The organism is Paenibacillus brasilensis (genome assembly GCF_009363115.1).
Taxonomy (GTDB): Bacteria; Bacillota; Bacilli; order Paenibacillales; family Paenibacillaceae; genus Paenibacillus; species Paenibacillus brasilensis.
Window position 1 is genome coordinate 5,074,379 of sequence record NZ_CP045298.1, and the last position, 15,595, is coordinate 5,089,973.

15 protein-coding genes and 5 pseudogenes are annotated in these 15,595 nt (G+C 40.4%); 14 read left to right on the forward strand and 6 right to left on the reverse strand.

What is annotated here, in order from left to right; translation table 11 throughout:
* Nucleotides 1–115 precede the first annotated feature (115 nt).
* Together GCU48_RS24025 and GCU48_RS24030 are read left to right on the forward strand one after the other, a co-directional pair.
* Nucleotides 116–1,120 carry a HoxN/HupN/NixA family nickel/cobalt transporter gene (locus GCU48_RS24025; RefSeq protein WP_152381712.1) on the forward strand — a complete coding sequence of 335 codons (1,005 nt, stop codon included), beginning with the start codon at nucleotides 116–118 and terminating at the stop codon, nucleotides 1,118–1,120.
* A 631-nt stretch (nucleotides 1,121–1,751) separates the two neighbouring features.
* Nucleotides 1,752–1,916, forward strand: a pseudogene (locus tag GCU48_RS24030) (recombinase family protein); the annotation flags it as partial.
* Nucleotides 1,917–2,400: 484 nt separating this feature from the next.
* Here GCU48_RS24030 and GCU48_RS24035 read toward each other — a convergent pair.
* The 4 genes from GCU48_RS24035 to GCU48_RS24050 form a co-directional block, all read right to left on the reverse strand.
* A complete protein-coding gene (locus GCU48_RS24035; protein WP_167518764.1) occupies nucleotides 2,401–2,958 on the reverse strand; it encodes a tyrosine-type recombinase/integrase in 558 nt (185 codons plus the stop codon).
* A 29-nt stretch (nucleotides 2,959–2,987) separates the two neighbouring features.
* Nucleotides 2,988–3,320, reverse strand: coding sequence for a transposase (locus GCU48_RS24040; RefSeq protein WP_152381674.1), 333 nt, complete (start codon nucleotides 3,318–3,320; stop codon nucleotides 2,988–2,990).
* A 137-nt stretch (nucleotides 3,321–3,457) separates the two neighbouring features.
* A complete protein-coding gene (locus GCU48_RS24045; protein WP_152381715.1) occupies nucleotides 3,458–4,303 on the reverse strand; it encodes a hypothetical protein in 846 nt (281 codons plus the stop codon).
* Nucleotides 4,304–4,318: 15 nt separating this feature from the next.
* Nucleotides 4,319–5,080 carry an SDR family NAD(P)-dependent oxidoreductase gene (locus GCU48_RS24050; protein WP_152381716.1) on the reverse strand — a complete coding sequence of 254 codons (762 nt, stop codon included), beginning with the start codon at nucleotides 5,078–5,080 and terminating at the stop codon, nucleotides 4,319–4,321.
* Nucleotides 5,081–5,193: 113 nt separating this feature from the next.
* Between GCU48_RS24050 and GCU48_RS24055 the strand changes: the two genes are divergently transcribed.
* The 5 genes and pseudogenes from GCU48_RS24055 to GCU48_RS24065 form a co-directional block, all read left to right on the forward strand.
* Nucleotides 5,194–5,565: a MerR family transcriptional regulator gene (locus GCU48_RS24055; protein ID WP_152381717.1), complete on the forward strand. Its 372-nt coding sequence runs from the start codon at nucleotides 5,194–5,196 to the stop codon at nucleotides 5,563–5,565.
* Between the two features lie 235 nt (nucleotides 5,566–5,800).
* Nucleotides 5,801–6,017: pseudogene (locus GCU48_RS28440) on the forward strand (DDE-type integrase/transposase/recombinase); the annotation flags it as partial.
* Between the two features lie 62 nt (nucleotides 6,018–6,079).
* A pseudogene (locus GCU48_RS28925) lies at nucleotides 6,080–6,319 on the forward strand (recombinase family protein); the annotation flags it as partial.
* 105 nt (nucleotides 6,320–6,424) lie between these two features.
* A complete protein-coding gene (locus GCU48_RS28930) occupies nucleotides 6,425–6,547 on the forward strand; it encodes a helix-turn-helix domain-containing protein (RefSeq protein ID WP_341874668.1) in 123 nt (40 codons plus the stop codon).
* A gap of 183 nt (nucleotides 6,548–6,730) precedes the next feature.
* Nucleotides 6,731–6,943 (forward strand): annotated as a pseudogene (locus GCU48_RS24065) (DUF4158 domain-containing protein); the annotation flags it as partial.
* A 180-nt stretch (nucleotides 6,944–7,123) separates the two neighbouring features.
* On the opposite strand, the gene GCU48_RS24070 reads toward GCU48_RS24065, so the two are convergent.
* A complete protein-coding gene (locus GCU48_RS24070) occupies nucleotides 7,124–7,717 on the reverse strand; it encodes a recombinase family protein (protein ID WP_152381718.1) in 594 nt (197 codons plus the stop codon).
* Nucleotides 7,718–8,028: 311 nt separating this feature from the next.
* Nucleotides 8,029–8,610 (reverse strand): TetR/AcrR family transcriptional regulator, encoded by a 582-nt coding sequence (locus GCU48_RS24075; protein ID WP_152382254.1) that lies wholly within the window; start codon nucleotides 8,608–8,610, stop codon nucleotides 8,029–8,031.
* Between the two features lie 328 nt (nucleotides 8,611–8,938).
* On the opposite strand from GCU48_RS24075, the gene GCU48_RS24080 reads away from it, so the two are divergent.
* From GCU48_RS24080 to GCU48_RS24110, 7 genes and pseudogenes are all read left to right on the forward strand, one after another.
* A complete protein-coding gene (locus tag GCU48_RS24080; RefSeq protein ID WP_152381719.1) occupies nucleotides 8,939–9,598 on the forward strand; it encodes an SDR family NAD(P)-dependent oxidoreductase in 660 nt (219 codons plus the stop codon).
* Between the two features lie 48 nt (nucleotides 9,599–9,646).
* Nucleotides 9,647–10,291 (forward strand): NAD(P)-dependent oxidoreductase, encoded by a 645-nt coding sequence (locus tag GCU48_RS24085; protein ID WP_152381720.1) that lies wholly within the window; start codon nucleotides 9,647–9,649, stop codon nucleotides 10,289–10,291.
* Between the two features lie 316 nt (nucleotides 10,292–10,607).
* A pseudogene (locus GCU48_RS24090) lies at nucleotides 10,608–11,227 on the forward strand (FMN-dependent NADH-azoreductase).
* A gap of 246 nt (nucleotides 11,228–11,473) precedes the next feature.
* Complete coding sequence (locus GCU48_RS24095) at nucleotides 11,474–12,187, forward strand: DsbA family oxidoreductase (RefSeq protein ID WP_152382255.1); 714 nt, start codon at nucleotides 11,474–11,476, stop codon at nucleotides 12,185–12,187.
* Between the two features lie 476 nt (nucleotides 12,188–12,663).
* Nucleotides 12,664–13,017: a VOC family protein gene (locus GCU48_RS24100; protein ID WP_244315927.1), complete on the forward strand. Its 354-nt coding sequence runs from the start codon at nucleotides 12,664–12,666 to the stop codon at nucleotides 13,015–13,017.
* Between the two features lie 78 nt (nucleotides 13,018–13,095).
* Nucleotides 13,096–14,043, forward strand: a complete 948-nt coding sequence (locus GCU48_RS24105; RefSeq protein ID WP_208811916.1) for an oxidoreductase — start codon at nucleotides 13,096–13,098, stop codon at nucleotides 14,041–14,043.
* 276 nt (nucleotides 14,044–14,319) lie between these two features.
* Nucleotides 14,320–15,540, forward strand: a complete 1,221-nt coding sequence (locus GCU48_RS24110) for an IS110 family RNA-guided transposase (RefSeq protein WP_152379390.1) — start codon at nucleotides 14,320–14,322, stop codon at nucleotides 15,538–15,540.
* Nucleotides 15,541–15,595 lie beyond the last annotated feature (55 nt).

A 15,595-nucleotide genomic window follows, 5' to 3' on the forward strand; every position in this document is an offset into this window, starting at 1 on the left:
CCTATTTTAAAGAAGGGCCTTATCCCCGGTTGCGCAATTCGATCAACGGTCCGAGACTGCAGGAATATTTGTAAAAATGAAGCGCGAGGCGCTGTTACCAGGAGAAGGTGTATTAATGAGGAGAATTTCCGCCAGTAACGGCTACGTCTACTTTCTTGTTGTATTGGCGCTGCATGTGTTGGGGGGAGCCGGATTTCTCATGGCAACGGCCCGCGAACCGAAGTTGTGGGGGCTTGGCCTTTTGGCTTATACGTTCGGCCTGCGTCACGCTTTTGACGCCGATCATATTTCGGCCATTGACAATACGATCCGGAAGCTGATCGAACGGAAGAGAAACCCTTTAGGGGTTGGCATGTATTTTTCCCTCGGCCACTCGACGGTCGTCTTTCTCATGGTGCTGGGGATCGCGCTCTCAATGAACACATTTGTGCTCGATAATCCAAAAGTACGTGAAATCGGCGGCCTGATCGGGACGTTGGTATCCGGTTTCTTCCTGATCTTCGTTGGACTGATTAATGTGTTTACACTTGTGAATCTTTGGGGCAGAGCCCGGGGAGCGGCGAACCGAACAGGCAGGAATTTCGAAACGGGTCATATGCATGGACCCAGGGGGATGTTTACCCGATTTTTGGCTCCTGCATTTCGAATGATCAACAAAAGCTGGCATATGTATCCGCTCGGATTTCTGTTCGGGCTTGGCTTTGATACGGCGACGGAAGTGAGTCTGCTTGCTATTTCGGCAAGTACCGCGAACGAATCGTCCTCCTTTATCAGCATCTTGTCCCTGCCGCTGTTGTTTGCTGCCGGAATGAGCTTGATGGACACAATCGACGGCGCGATCATGACAAGAGCTTACCGGTGGGCATTCATTTCCTACAAGAAAAAAACAGCCTATAACCTGATCGTTACCGGTGTCTCGGTTGTATCCGCGTTTTTTATCGGCGCCGTTCAGCTCGTTCATTTAATTGAAGCGAAATGGCCGCAGCCTGCCCAGTGGATCAATAGGCTCGGAATCGATCACCTTGGCTACGCTCTGGCAGGATTTCTGATTTTGATCTGGATCGTCTCTATGATTATTTGGAGAGGGATGAGAGGCCGACATGCCGTTGACGGAACGTGAAAAGGAAAGCTTTGCGCTCGTTACATTAGACGTTATCCATGGTTGGCCATTAATTCCTCTCCTGATCCACACTCCACGATAGGGGCTGCCCATCAGCAGTCCCGTTGAATTCACCAGTGAGAATAGAGACCTGGCATGCTTCGGCATGGCCAGGTCTCTATTCTTTTCTTACAATGACAAGTTGCAAATAAGGGTGTCGGTGGACAAGAACATAGTCCCATAAGTGCCCGCGCCCAGCGCGGTTTTTTTATTTTAAGGGACCAAGTTCTAGTCCTTTGCTCAGGACAAGAACTTGGTACTATTGCCGATTTGACATGTATCTAATTATTAAAAATACAGCCATGTATCCCTGTAAAGGTAAGATCAATGAAAGAACAGGCAATCAAGCAGGAAGTCCTTACATTTATAAAAGTAAGCAATTAGTAAGGGTAAGCGCATTAAATTGTTTTATATTCTACATTGATTGCAATGATTATCTCGGTTCAATTATTACAACTTATATTTTACAAATTATCTTTTATCAATTCTTAGAATTTTTTAAAATCTACCCTCAAATCGCATGCTTTTTGAGACAGCGGAATGGCTGGTCATTAGTTCGTTTCAAAAAGTCATAAAATCAATTGGGGTTCCATTGAAGATTGCATACGGAAGAGTATCGACCAAGGAGCAAAATATAGAGCGGCAGCTTTTAAAGTTCCGGGAATTAGGGATTGAAGAACGGTTTGTTTTTGTTGATAAGCAGAGCGGCAAAGATTTTGATCGTCCACGCTATCAGGCGATGCGGCTCATGCTGCGTGTACAGTGACAACAAGTTTACCCCTACTAAGTCCTGATATTATCAGGATTTTTTTATATTTAGGGGAGACTTGTTGTCACTAAATTGCGACAACAAGTTTACCTCTTTCGAGGAGTTTGTAATATTTAAAGCGGCGGCTATAGTTAGAGTTACTTTGTGGAAAGACATAATTATTTTTTGTTCCAATCTACAATACATATCGATGCTTTGTATCTGCTACATTTAATTTTTCTGTCCAATTAAAGTGAAGAAGATACATGTTCTATCATCCACTACTATGAAAGTATAAAAAAATTCGGTCTACCGTAACTTTTATACTATTTGTCCTAAAATGAAGATTAAAGGCATCAAAATGCCGCGTAAATACCTGCTTATTCGAATGAATCCATATCATCAACCGTATGATGTTGCTCGTCGTTTCTAATATGGGTGTAAAGTGTGGTTGTTTTGGGATCAGAATGACCGAGTATATCTTGGACAAGTCTCAGATTCTTTTTCTTTTATACAGTTGAGTTCCAAAAGTGTGCCTTAGTATATGGACACTCAAAGGTTTTCCATAGGCACGAGAATATTTATTCACCATTTTTTGCATTGCGTTTTTCGTCATAGGTTTACCGCCTTTAGTTAGAAACAGGGCCGTTTCCGAAACCGTCGGTTGGTATCTAGAATTGCGGATCCTCAGGTATTCTTCAAGATCCAGCTTTGAACGCATCAAGAAGGGGACTGATTGCATTTTTTTTCCTTTGCGGGTCACAAGGACGCATCTCGCTTCCCAATCGATGTCTTTAAGGATTAAGTTAACTACTTCATTTACGCGAAGTCCTGAGCCTAATATGAGGCTTACAATGGCAGTGTCCCGTTCGCGGTTATCTTCGTACCAAGATAGATGTCTTTTATTGAGTTCAGGTTGCTTGCCATAATCGTAAGCTACAAAACGGAGAAATTCTTCTACGGCTTCTTCGGAAACAAGTATTTTATGATGTTTCTTACGGTAATAATAAATCTGTTCGCTCACACCGACGATCCGCAGAATGCGGCTCACTGCATGCCCCAGCTTAATCCATTTGTCGGCTATTTCAATTTTGTCCGATAAGCTGGGTTCTGCTTTTTTAATAAGTCACGAAGAACAGCAATCTCCAGATCCTTCTCACCCAAGATCTCCTTCAGTTGTTTGTTTTCACCTTCAAGTGCGCGAAACTCTTGTGGGGATGGTGCATAGGCACTAATCGCTTTAGCAGAGATATCGGTTGTTTTCCAATCCGTATGCTCCGCTTGATCCATCCAACGGTATAACATCTTTGGATTTATGTTATGGCGGCGCGCTACTTGTGAAGCATTCCCAACTTCTCTGGCTTCTTGAATCACTTGCTGTTTGAACTCCATCGTAAAACGTCTCCGTTGCATAAAAAATCCCCTCCACTGGTTCTTCATCTAGCTTACTACGTTAAGTAACCTAGACTCAAATCCAATTTCGGGGCTTAAGAGATAACATAAAAAAGACTAAATGCTGAAATACATACACTTAGTCTTTTTCTACTATTTTATTCTACGATTTGAAAAGGTTTTGTTTGCGTGACTTTCATCATTTTCATACGAGCAAATCGCTCATCCAAATTATTTTCAAGTATCCATTCATGATGTGTTTCGGCAATCATAGGCTTATTTTCACTAGAAATACCTTCCCATTCAAAATCTACAGAAACAGAAAGTGTATGATCCGTATTTTCTGTCACTGTGAAGTTTTTTGGGACATGCCCGCTTTGTTTGACTTGATTAGGAATAGTTGCCAACCATTCATAGAATCTTTCGTGATTAGTAATTTTTGAACCCGTGCTCAAATTCAACTCGAATTGCTCAGCTAAAAGTTCTTTGAATTTTCCGCTGTTCACTGATACTGTTTCCATTGCATATAACCAATAGTGCATAAATGATTTTGCTCGATTTTCAGCATAGGCACTTTGAAATTGCGGGTTTTCAATACTTCCTGTTGGTTCCATATGAACCTTTGTAAATAGAGGCAATTCGTTGTCACGAAGCTTCAAAATTGTTGAATAATGAATGGTATAACTGTATCTGCTGAGATCTGGACGTATGTTTTGATAAAGGATATCCGCCTCTAATGAAAGCTCTTCATCACTTATTTGTTTGATGGATGTATGTTTAACATGATGTGCATTTTGCCATCCTTCAAACACTTTTAATCGCTCTGCGATTCCATTTTTCCCTTTAGACGAACCAACTTGCGATAATATTTCGACGTCCTCTGCTAAAATATCTAATTGATTGTCAATACGTGCTTTGTTAAAAGGGACTTCATAGACTTGATACCAACGATAGTATTGTGTTAAAGCTAAATGACTATTCTGAATTGATTTAAATTTATCCATCTCATTATACTCCTATTATTTACTTGTTTTCATCGTATGAGGATATAATGCATCTTTTAATTGGAACTCATACGTTTCAGGATTCACAAGACCCACAATTTTGTCGCTATCATACAGTTTTAACATAAATCCAGCCATTTCTTTTGCAGTATGATATTTAGGAATTGCGCCTTCATATTGAATATCTTCCAAATCTAAAGCACGTTTAGCAAATCCCGTTTCAGTTGCACCAGGTGCTAAAACTTTGGCTTTTAAAGGTGAACCATTTCCTCTCAATTCATGTGCTAGACCTTCCGTGAAGGCACTGACATAGAACTTAGAGGCACAGTAGGTCACGGCATTGGCAACGATCAAGTACCCCCCTCCAGATGAAACATTAATGATTTGCGTTCCGGCCACCTGTGAGTAATCACGGACATAAAGGGAGGAGAGTATCGTTAAAGCCTCTATATTTAAGTGAAGCATCGTCTCGATTTTATTTAAATTTTGCTCTCCAACAGAAGCAAAGTTTCCAAAACCGGCATTATTAATCCAAGTTTCGATCTGATATTGCTGTAGACTTTCGTAAAATTCATAAACATTCGCTGAGATCGATAAATCGACCGTTCGTATGACAACATCGAGATCCGGGTTAATTTCCATCACTTTTGATTTTAAATTCTCTAATTCTTCTGTTCTTCGGGCTGCCAGGATCAAATTTTTTCCGCGAGCCGCCAAAGCAAGAGCTGATTCATACCCAATTCCTGAACTCGCACCTGTAATAACCGTATATTTCATATAAATTCCTCCTGAATTTTTATTCATGTTGTTTCTTGTGGATGAACAATGAGTTGATTATACTGGTTAGAGTAAACTCTAAGTCAAGTGATAAATTCAATTGGAGGTTTCTCATGTACACGATTGGGGAAGTGGCCGAAATATTAAAGATTAGTACGCATACCTTGCGCTATTACGAAAAAGAAAAAATTATTATTCCCGATCGGGATTCAACCGGCGATAGGCGATACGATGATTCACATCTCAGATGGCTACAATTCGTGATCAAATTAAAAGAAACACAAATGCCAATCGCAACGATTAAGAAATATGCTTCATTAGCTTTAGAAGGGGAGTATACCACGCAAGAGCGATTAGACCTATTAGAAGAACATAAACGATCGATTAAGAAACAAATTTATACATTACAAGCTGCGGATAAAATGCTTGAACATAAAATTACAGTTTATAAGGATTTTATAAATAAAGGAATTGAAATTTCTTGATTTGATGTAGGAGAGAGGTAATTATTATCGATTAAAGAATGGAACTGATCCATTGCTTGTTTTGGTGTAGGCAAAATCGCTTAACTAATGGGCGGTTTAATGGTAAGAGGAGAGAACCCTTCTACAGGCGTTATTTATGAATCTGACCGTGAGTTGTTACACTTATTGACTAAACTAACGGATACGTTAGTTCAATGACGCATCGACAGTCTAGGACTTTATTTTCTCGTCCTTGATTGTCACTGTTTCAATTGGGAAAGGTCAACGAGCATATTTATCCACGATTAAGGATGGTTCCACAAACGAAATTCTAGATTACCATGTGTCTGAGCGAATCACCATGGATCTGGCGATAGAAACGTTGCTCAAATTAAAGAAGAATCGAAGTTTTAAGAAGACTTCAGAAGCTTTGATTCATTCCGATCAAGGGACTCACTACACGCATCCGGATTATAGACAACTGGACCAATTGCAATCATTCGGTTGTGAGCGTTTTTATCAAGAAAAAATAACAGGCTCAAAAAAAGAACGTCCTGAGTTAGAAAAAATGTTAGATCATCTGAGATCAGGTGATACGGTTGTCATTTGCGAGCTTACTAGACTAAGCAGATCTACGAAGGACTTATTTCAGTTGGTTGAACTAATCGAGAAAAATGGAGCAAACATTAAAAGCCTGAAAGAGACTTGGTTAGATACGACTACACCACAGGGAAAATTAATGTTCACCATATTTGCAGGGATAAGCCAGTTTGAAAGAGACTTAATTAGTCAAAGGACCAAGGAAGGCTTAGATAGCGCTCGTGCCAGAGGAAGAAAAGGTGGAAGGCCTCCAAAAAATAGTAATGACATTGAAAAAGCAATCAAGCTCTATCGGTCAAAAGACTATTCATTGAAAGAAATTAATGAAATGACAGGAATCAGTAAAACTTCTTTATATAGATACTTAGAATTACAAGCACGTGAATTTAAACAAAAAAGTTAGAAGAAATGGAAGCAGTACCAGTGCCTGCGAAGCTGCCACGAAGTGCCATCCTCATAATATTTGAGTTCGGACAGGAAAAACAACAGTACATTCCAATATCAACATGACTCCACTCTACACGAAACCCGGATAAGGTCAAGCTGAAACGCAAAATTGAGCTTTAATAACGGAAGGTGTTTTTCGATGAGAGGAAAAGAGTTACTAACGTTAGATCAGCGACTAGAATGGATGAGTACTCCCACCACCGAGTGGGAGCTTGCTACATACTACACCTTCACACAACATGATTTGGACACAATTAATCGTCACCGTCGAGACTACAACCGGTTAGGTTTTGCCGTCCAATTAGCATTACTCCGATATCCAGGATGGAGCATAACTGATATAAAAGGGGTCACGTTACCAAAAGTGAAAAATTGTACGTTTAGACACAATTTAGACACATTTTATCCAGTTACCTGTACGGTAAGACAAGATATAAAATACGTAAGATTATAATAAATGATGAAAATATATCTTGGTAGAGCTGGCTAGGCCACGTCTATACGCAACCTGCCAAGGATTTTAAGAGGCATTTTAGTGTGTAGATGTAGGTATATTTTCTTTCTGTTTCTTATATTCTCTCCATCGACGATAAAAGGTAGCTTCGCTTATATTGGTGATCTTACAGATCTCTTTTATGGGTTTATTCGTGGTTTCATGTAATTCGATTGCATGTTTGACACCGTCATGCCTTAAGGTAAACTTCTGTTTCTTCCCTTTGTATGTCCCTTTCCTTTTTGCAATTGCAATGCCAGCTTGTTGTTTTTCTTTGATCATCGTGCGATCGAGTTCACTAAACGCCGACATAACCGTTAAAATGAATTTTCCTGAAGGAGTTCTCGTATCAATCCCCAGATTCAATATGACCAAATGAATGCCACGTCCTTCTAACTCTTCAATGAGCTCTAACAACTGCTTTGTATTTCTTCCCAGACGATCCATCCTTGTAACAATGAGTGTATCCCCTTTAACTAATCGATTCAGTAGTTGTTGCAATTCCTCTTTCTGATTTTGTACACCTGATACTTTTTCCTGAACAATTCGATCTACGTTTGCATTTCGCAATTGTTCAATTTGTGAATCCAAGTTCTGATCAAACGAAGAAACACGCGCATACCCAAAAATCATAAAATCCCTCCCAAAAACACGTAATCAAAGACAGGTGTATATGATAGTTAGATTGTACAAGAAAATCAACACTTGAGCATCTATCAATAGAGTATACCCTATTGATAGATTAATAGTAATTAGTCACTCAGTCCCTTACATGGATCTGCGCAACTATTCGTGTCAAAAGTGCGCAAAATAAAATGTAAAGTTACAAGCTGAAAGAATTGGTACGAACCAGCGTAACAGAAACGTTCGTTTTTGTTGCGTAATTTAATAGTAAAGGCTACTTTAAAATGGCGAAAAAGATTTGAAATTTAACATGAGTTTCATTAAAGGAAATACTTACTCATGCCATTTTTAAATATAGGCAGGGTCTTAGTCACTAGCTCTTCTGGTGAAATAGGTCTTCCATCCTTATTCCATGTGTATGCAGCTCCGTATATACTCCAACTTAGCATAGTAGATAGGGTTGTTACCAATTGTTTATCCTCTAATTCAATGGTATTTTTAGTTCCTTTTAGCACAAGATCAGCTATTAGCTTCTGTAACTCTTCTTTAATTTTACTTTCTATAATAGTTCCTAAAGAATTATAACCTTTAGGACATAGGTCGCTTAACTCTTTATGGTGATCACACATGGCTAGAAAAATATTTGCAATGACTTTTTCATTGAATCCCTCGTGATCATTTAGTCTTTTTTTCAATTTGTCTGTAAAAGTATTGGTGATTGTAGAATGTAATAAATCAAATTTATCGTCAAAGTGCGCATAAAATGTAGCGCGGTTAATAGTAGCCATTTCTGTGATATCACGTACCGTTATATTGTTGAAATCTTTTTCACTAGCTAACGAAAGAAAAGAGTCTACAATCAATTGTCTCGTACGAAGTATTCTCGGATCTTTTTTTGGCATAATCAATTTTTTCTTCTCCTTTTTAGGGTACATAATGGTGTTTAAAAACCCACAATACTATAGAAGTGTTGTGTAAACAACATATTAGCCATTTTGGTGGTTGTTAATAGTTCTTTTTCATCTTATCATCAATTATACAACGAGCGTTGCTTAAATAACACATGTTTTTGTGGAAGAGTTTTGATCAAGCAAATAGTTGTGATCATTCAGAATCATACTCAAAAGATTGAAAAGGCGATTGGTTCTTAATAAATAAAGCAGTACCTATCGTAACAAATGAGCTCTATAAAAAAATATTTAGCTAAGAAGTTATGGAGGGAATTATATTATGAAAAATATTGTAATTGTTGGGGCAGGACCAGGATTAGGAATGTCTATTGCGAAGAAGTTCGGAAAAAACGGATTTCGTGTAGCACTTATAGCCCGTAATGAAGAAAAGTTGAACCAACTAGTTAGTGAACTAGAACAATTAGGCATTGAAGCAGCATCATTTCAAGCAGATATATTAAATAAAGCCCAAATTAGTTTAGCTTTCGCAGCGATCAAGGAGAAATACGGATTTATTGATGTGGTTGAATACAGTCCAACTCCAAGTATCGATACAGTAGCAACCGCATTAGATGTAACAGAAGAAAATGCGCTATACCAATTTCAATTCAACGTTTTAGGTGCGATATCGAGTATTCGAGAAGTGCTTCCGGATATGCTGGATAAACAAAGCGGAGCTTTGTTATTTACGACGGGTGGTGCCGCAATCGATCCAGTACCAATGATGGGCAATGTCGGAATAGCTGTTTCTGGTCTTCGTAATTATATCATCAATTTGAACAGCGAATTAAAGGACAAGGGTATTTATGCCGGGCATGTTTCGATTGGAATCTGGATGCAGCCGAATTCGGGAGTTCAAGACAAAATCGCCGACATTTGGTATGACATGTACACCAAAAGAGATCGAGTCGAAGAATTTATTACGGAAGATAAAGTGTGAATCGGAGGATTTTATTCAGGACACTATAACACAAGGAGGTAGAAGACCGTGAACATAACTATTTTTGGGGCAACTGGTGCAATCGGTCAACTTCTAACGCGGTTTGCATTAGAAAACGGAGATTTCGTTACGGTATATGTTAGAAACCCTGAGAAAATCAAGCTAAAGCATTCCAATTTACGCATTGTAACGGGGGAACTATCGAACACTTCAGCCATTGAAACGGCAGTTTCAGAAGCAGATGTCGTGTTAAGCACCTTAGGCCCCGGGGTTGATATGTCGCGAAAACTAAAAGGCACACCGATCGCCGACGGACATTACCGGATTGTCAAAGCGATGAAGAAGTTCACCAAAAAAAGGTTGATTACACTCGCGACACCAGCCTTGCAATCTGACGACGATAAGAAAAGCTTATCGACGATATTGCCGAGAATATTGCCTAAACTTTTAATGCCAAATGGTTATGCCGAAATGAAGAAGATAGGAGAAATTATTAAACAATCGAACCTGGATTGGACAGTCGTTCGAATCATTAATCCTAATGTCAAATACAAAGGGCAATCTTATGATTATTCATTCGGCGATCAGCCAGCTAAAATGTCCGTCTCTAGGGAAAATGTGGCTAAACTCATGTATGCCGCCGCTCGGCAAAGCCAATTAATCGGAAAAATGCCCATTGTCTATAATAATTAAATCAGCTTTAAAGGGAGCATTCAAAATGAAAATTGAGATATAGGTCGGATTTGGTGTTTAAAAACAACAATACAATATAAGTGTTGTGTAAACAACATATAAGCCATTTTGGTGGTTGTTAATAGATAAACAACACTAGTCGTTTAAATAACACACGTTTTTGTGTGAGGGTGTTGATTCAGCAAAAATTGTAGGGATCATTTAGAATCATACCGAAAATATTGTTCAGATGAAACGTGTAAATTCTTTTAATGAGTATTCAAAAAATGTTTGGGAATAAAAAACATTCATCAAAATCATAAAGGAGACAATTATCATGTCAAAAGTATTATTTGTTAAAGGAACACCTCAAAGTGAGGAGCAATCAAGAAGTACGCAAGTTGCAAGAGCATTTATCAATGAATATAAGGAAGTAAATCCAACGGATGAAATAATTGAGGTGGATGTCTATTATGCAAATGTGCCATTAATTGATGCTGATTTTTTAACTGGACAAAAGAAGTTAAGAAGTGGGGAAGCGCTAACAGATGTTGAAGCACAGAAAGTAGAAGCAGTTAATGCATTCACAAAGCAATTTATGGAAGTAGATAAATACATCATTCAGTCTTCAATGTGGAATTAGGAATCCAACCGTTATTAAAAGCCTATATTGATACAATCATGAGTGCTGGAAAAACGTTTAAATATACACCAGAAGGTCCAGAAGGATTGATGAAAGGGAAAAAAGCAATCCATATTCATGGAATGGGAGGGTTTTATTCGCAGGCAATTGGAATGGAGCATTCCGATTCTTACGTGAAAGGTGCGCTAAAGTTTGTTGGGATTGAAGTGGTTCCAACGATTTTTGTTGAAGGTATTGACTATGATCCAACTAAAGAAGAAGAAATTGTTGCTGCAGCAATTGAAAAGGCAAAAGTGGTAGCACGAACTTTTTAAAAAGAGCATTGGTGGGATTAGTTAAAAAGATTTTTATTAACATAATCCCCTCACAGTAGACTAGTACAAAAAGAACGTTAAATTGTACATAATAATGGAGAGGATTTTTCTATAGAATCAAGAGGACAAAAATTTAAAAACTATTCTTGCTAAGTAATATCAAATTACGTTATACAATTAAAACTGTCAAGCGTAATAGGGAATAGATAAAACACATTCATCAAAATAATAAAGGGGGAACATATGATGAAAGTAGAAATTTGGTCTGATTTTGTTTGCCCGTTTTGTTATATTGGCAAACGTCAATTTGAAATAGGGTTAGAACAGTTTAAACATAAAGAAGAGGTAGAAGTCTTATTTCGTAATTTTCAATTAGATCCATATGCGAAAAAAAATACAGGAATGGATATCCATCAAGTATTATCTTCCAAGCATGGTATCCCATATGAAAAAGCAAAAGCACTGAACAATCAATTGAAACAGAAAGCAAAAGAGGTTGGGTTAGATTATCAATTTGATACAATGATTCCTACGAATTCATATGATGCACTTCGTCTTTCTTATTATGCAAAAGAGAAAGGGAAGATACAGGAGTTTATGGAGCGTATTATGAAAGCTCATTTCACGGATTCACTAGATATCGGTGACCATGCAACACTTGCTCAACTTACAAGTGAGATAGGTCTTGATGGCAACGAAGCTTTGGATGTTTTAGCAAATGATAAATATAGCGAGAATATTGCAGCTGATAGAGCCGAGGGATCAAAAATTGGGATTCAGGGCGTGCCCTTTTACGTAGTGAATGATAAATATGTCATCTCAGGAGCACAACCTAGCAAAGTATTTTTAGAAACATTACAACGGGTTTGGAAAGAAGAGTACGCGAATGCTAAGGTTGAAGAGCATAAATTAGAGCCGTCGCTCGATGATTATTGTTCAGATGGAACATGTGAATTTTAATGAATATTCAAAAAAAGATACAGAAATCTCAAAAGAATAATATAGTATTTCAAGGCTCAGGTATTGTTGTTCTAAATCTTGAAGTAGTGCCAACATCATTTTGGAATTTTTTATCCTATGCAGATTTTAAGAAGGTAATGGACTGTTTTTGAGTCCGCTAAAGACTTTTCAAAAAGGTTTTAGATTTGTTTTGATGGAACTTTGTTTATGGGGAATAAGTTTCGGAACTAAAAACTATCGATTTTCGGTACATTTTAAACTAACTAGTTTTTAGTTCCAAAACACTTGTATTGAACCTAATCGGTGCTTGTGTTATATGACTACATTAAATACCACTTTATAATGAATCGTTTATTTCCAAATAAAAAATCAAAGGGGTTTCGCGATATGAAAAACACAATTTTTCAAGGCACAATAGAGCATTCAGGATTTGTAGTACCAATATCGAAGTAGCAGTTGAATTCTTCACTAACATTTTGGGTTTTGAAGTCTTGTTCCGGCCAAGACGGATGCAGTTTGAAGACGATAGTTTAAAAAGGTACTTTGGGGTTCACGATAATTCAGTTGTAGAAGGGGCGGCATTTTTGCAATACGGCGGTAGAAAGATCGAACTGGTTCAATGGTCGACGCCAGATCAACAGAATGTTCACCTAAAACCCAGTGATATCGGTGTAGCTCATCTAGCTATTACAGTTACCAATTTAGAAGAGGCTTTGAAATATTTTGCAGAACAGTCTGATGTTAAAGTTAGAGAGCTGAGCCCTCTTGGATTTTTCTATATAACAACTTCATGGGGGATGGAGATTCAAATAATGAAACAGAAGTTTTAACTAAAAAGAATACAAGAAAGAATGTTCCTAAGTAACAAAGACGCTGAACTCAGCCTAAAAATTAGAGGAGTGATTTATTTGGCACGCCAAACGGGCAAAAGCGGAGAAATCGGTCACACAGGATTTACGGATGCCAATGTACCTGACCAGTCGGGCAAATGCATCATCGTCACCGGGGCCAATACTGGAATTGGCTTCGAAGTGTCGCAAGTGCTGGCAGCGCGGGGTGCGCGGGTGCTGCTGGCCTGCCGCAACCAAGCGAAGGCGAAAGCCGCCATGGATCGGATTCGGAGGAAGACCCCCGGAGCTGACCTCGCTTTCCTGCCGCTCGACCTGGCGGATCTGGCGAGTGTGCGGAGCGCAGCCGAATTGGCCGCCAAGGAGCCGCGCATCGATGTATTGATCAACAATGCCGGCGTGCAGGGTTCGAAGCTGAGGCACACTGTGCAAGGCTTCGAGCTGACGTTCGGCGTCAATCACCTTGGCTGCTTCGCGTTCACCGCGCTGTTGCTGCCCAAGCTCATGGAAACGCCTGGGTCGCGCATCGTCGTCACGAGCAGCGGTCAACACAAAGACGCGAAGATCGAATGGGAAGACCTTAACGCAGAAAAGAGCTACAAATGGCTCCCGCGCTATAGCGCCAGCAAGCTCGCGAATTTGCTCTTCGTCTTCGAGCTGGACCGGCGGCTGCGGGCGGCGGGAGCGCCAGTAACAGTCGTGGCCTGCCACCCGGGCCTTGTGGGAACGGACCTCGGACGCGATAGCATGGCTGGCAAAGTACTGATGCCGTTGATCGGCCTGTTCTTTGCCACGCCGGCCATGGGTGCCTGGGGCGCGTTGCACGCAGCCACCGGGAAGATAAAGCCAAGCGGCTATTACGGGCCGTCAGGATTACGCGAGTTGCGGGGACCTTCCCGCGAATGCTCCTGCTCCGAGCAGGCGCGAGATCCGAAGCTTGCCAAGCGACTGTGGGATGTATCCGTCGACATGACAGGGATCGACCCCGGCTTGCCTCCCGTAATTTGAAACTGCTGTCAAAACAAAATAAAGTATTAGACGCCCATGCCGCTAACGCAGCACCATCAGATGATGAAAATGGTAGGCATGCGATATAATTTACTTACGGCTGGCGAAGGCAGGTCGGCAGTCAATGGTGCTTCGAGCCCGAGTATTAGACTGACCCTAACGACCAGGTGCACCACAGATTGTTGCTCCGAATTTGGAAGCACGCAGGATAGAATAACCATATGTGGTTGTTGCACCAGCCCCTTCAATCTTGCTGCCGTAAGGAGAAGGCTACGAATGGACGTTGTTTACAGTCATGTGTGCGGACTTGACGTTCATAAAAAGAACATCGTTGCCTGCACCATCACGCCTGAAGGTAAAGAAATCCGTACGTTTGGCACGATGACCGACGATTTAATTTTGCTTGTAGATTGGCTCAAAGTCAAGGAATGCACTCATGTAGCGATGGAAAGCACTGGAGCATATTGGAAACCAATCTACAACCTGTTGGAGCTTGAGGAGATTGAGACTCTTGTTGTGAATGCCCAGCACATCAAGAATGTTCCGGGACGCAAGACTGACGTCAAAGACGCGGAATGGATTGCTGGATTGCTCCGGCATGGTCTATTGAAGGGTAGCTTTATCCCAAATCGCGAGCAAAGAGAGCTGAGGGAATTGATTCGCTACCGCCGTAGTCTCATCGAAGAGCGAGCTCGGGAAGTCAGCCGCATTCAAAAGGTGCTGGAAGGAGCAAACATCAAGCTTTCCTCGGTTGCCAGCAATGTGCTTGGGAAATCAGGACGTGCAATGATTGAGGCGATGATTGCTGGCGAAACCAATCCTGAAGCTTTATCTGATCTTGCAAAACGAAAGTTGAAAAGCAAAAAAGCGGATTTGAAGCGAGCATTGAACGGCTTAATGGGCCCTCATCAGAAACTGATGCTGGGAGCTCAGCTCCGTCACGTCGATTATTTGGACGAAGAGATTGGCAGGTTGGATGAGGAAATTAAAAAGCGCATGCTCCCTTTTGATGAAGACTTGGAACTGCTTGACACCATCCCAGGTGTGGCACGAAGAACAGCAGAGACTATTCTAGCCGAAATTGGCTCTAATATGAATCAGTATCCTTCCGCCGCCCATTTATGTTCTTGGGCAGGGCTGTGTCCGGGTCAGAATGAAAGCGCCGGAAAACGATTGTCCGGCAAGACGCGAAAAGGAAATAAGAAACTCCGAAGTACGCTTGTAGAAGCTGCGAAGGCTGCGGCTAGAACAAAAGAAACGTATTTATCCAGCCAGTATCATCGGATTTCCGCGCGTCGGGGAGCTAACCGAGCGACGGTTGCAGTAGCACACAGTATATTATCTATGGTTTACTATATTCTTAAGCGGAAACAACCCTACATCGAGCTAGGTCCAACCTACTACGAGGAACGAAAACGGGATGTGATCATCAAGCATTCCATTAAGAAACTGGAGTCATTAGGTGTATCAATTACTGTGAATACGGCAGCTTCCTGATCGTTATGCAAACCATACATTACTAATGCCCCTGGCTATTTTTTGTTTGCCGGAG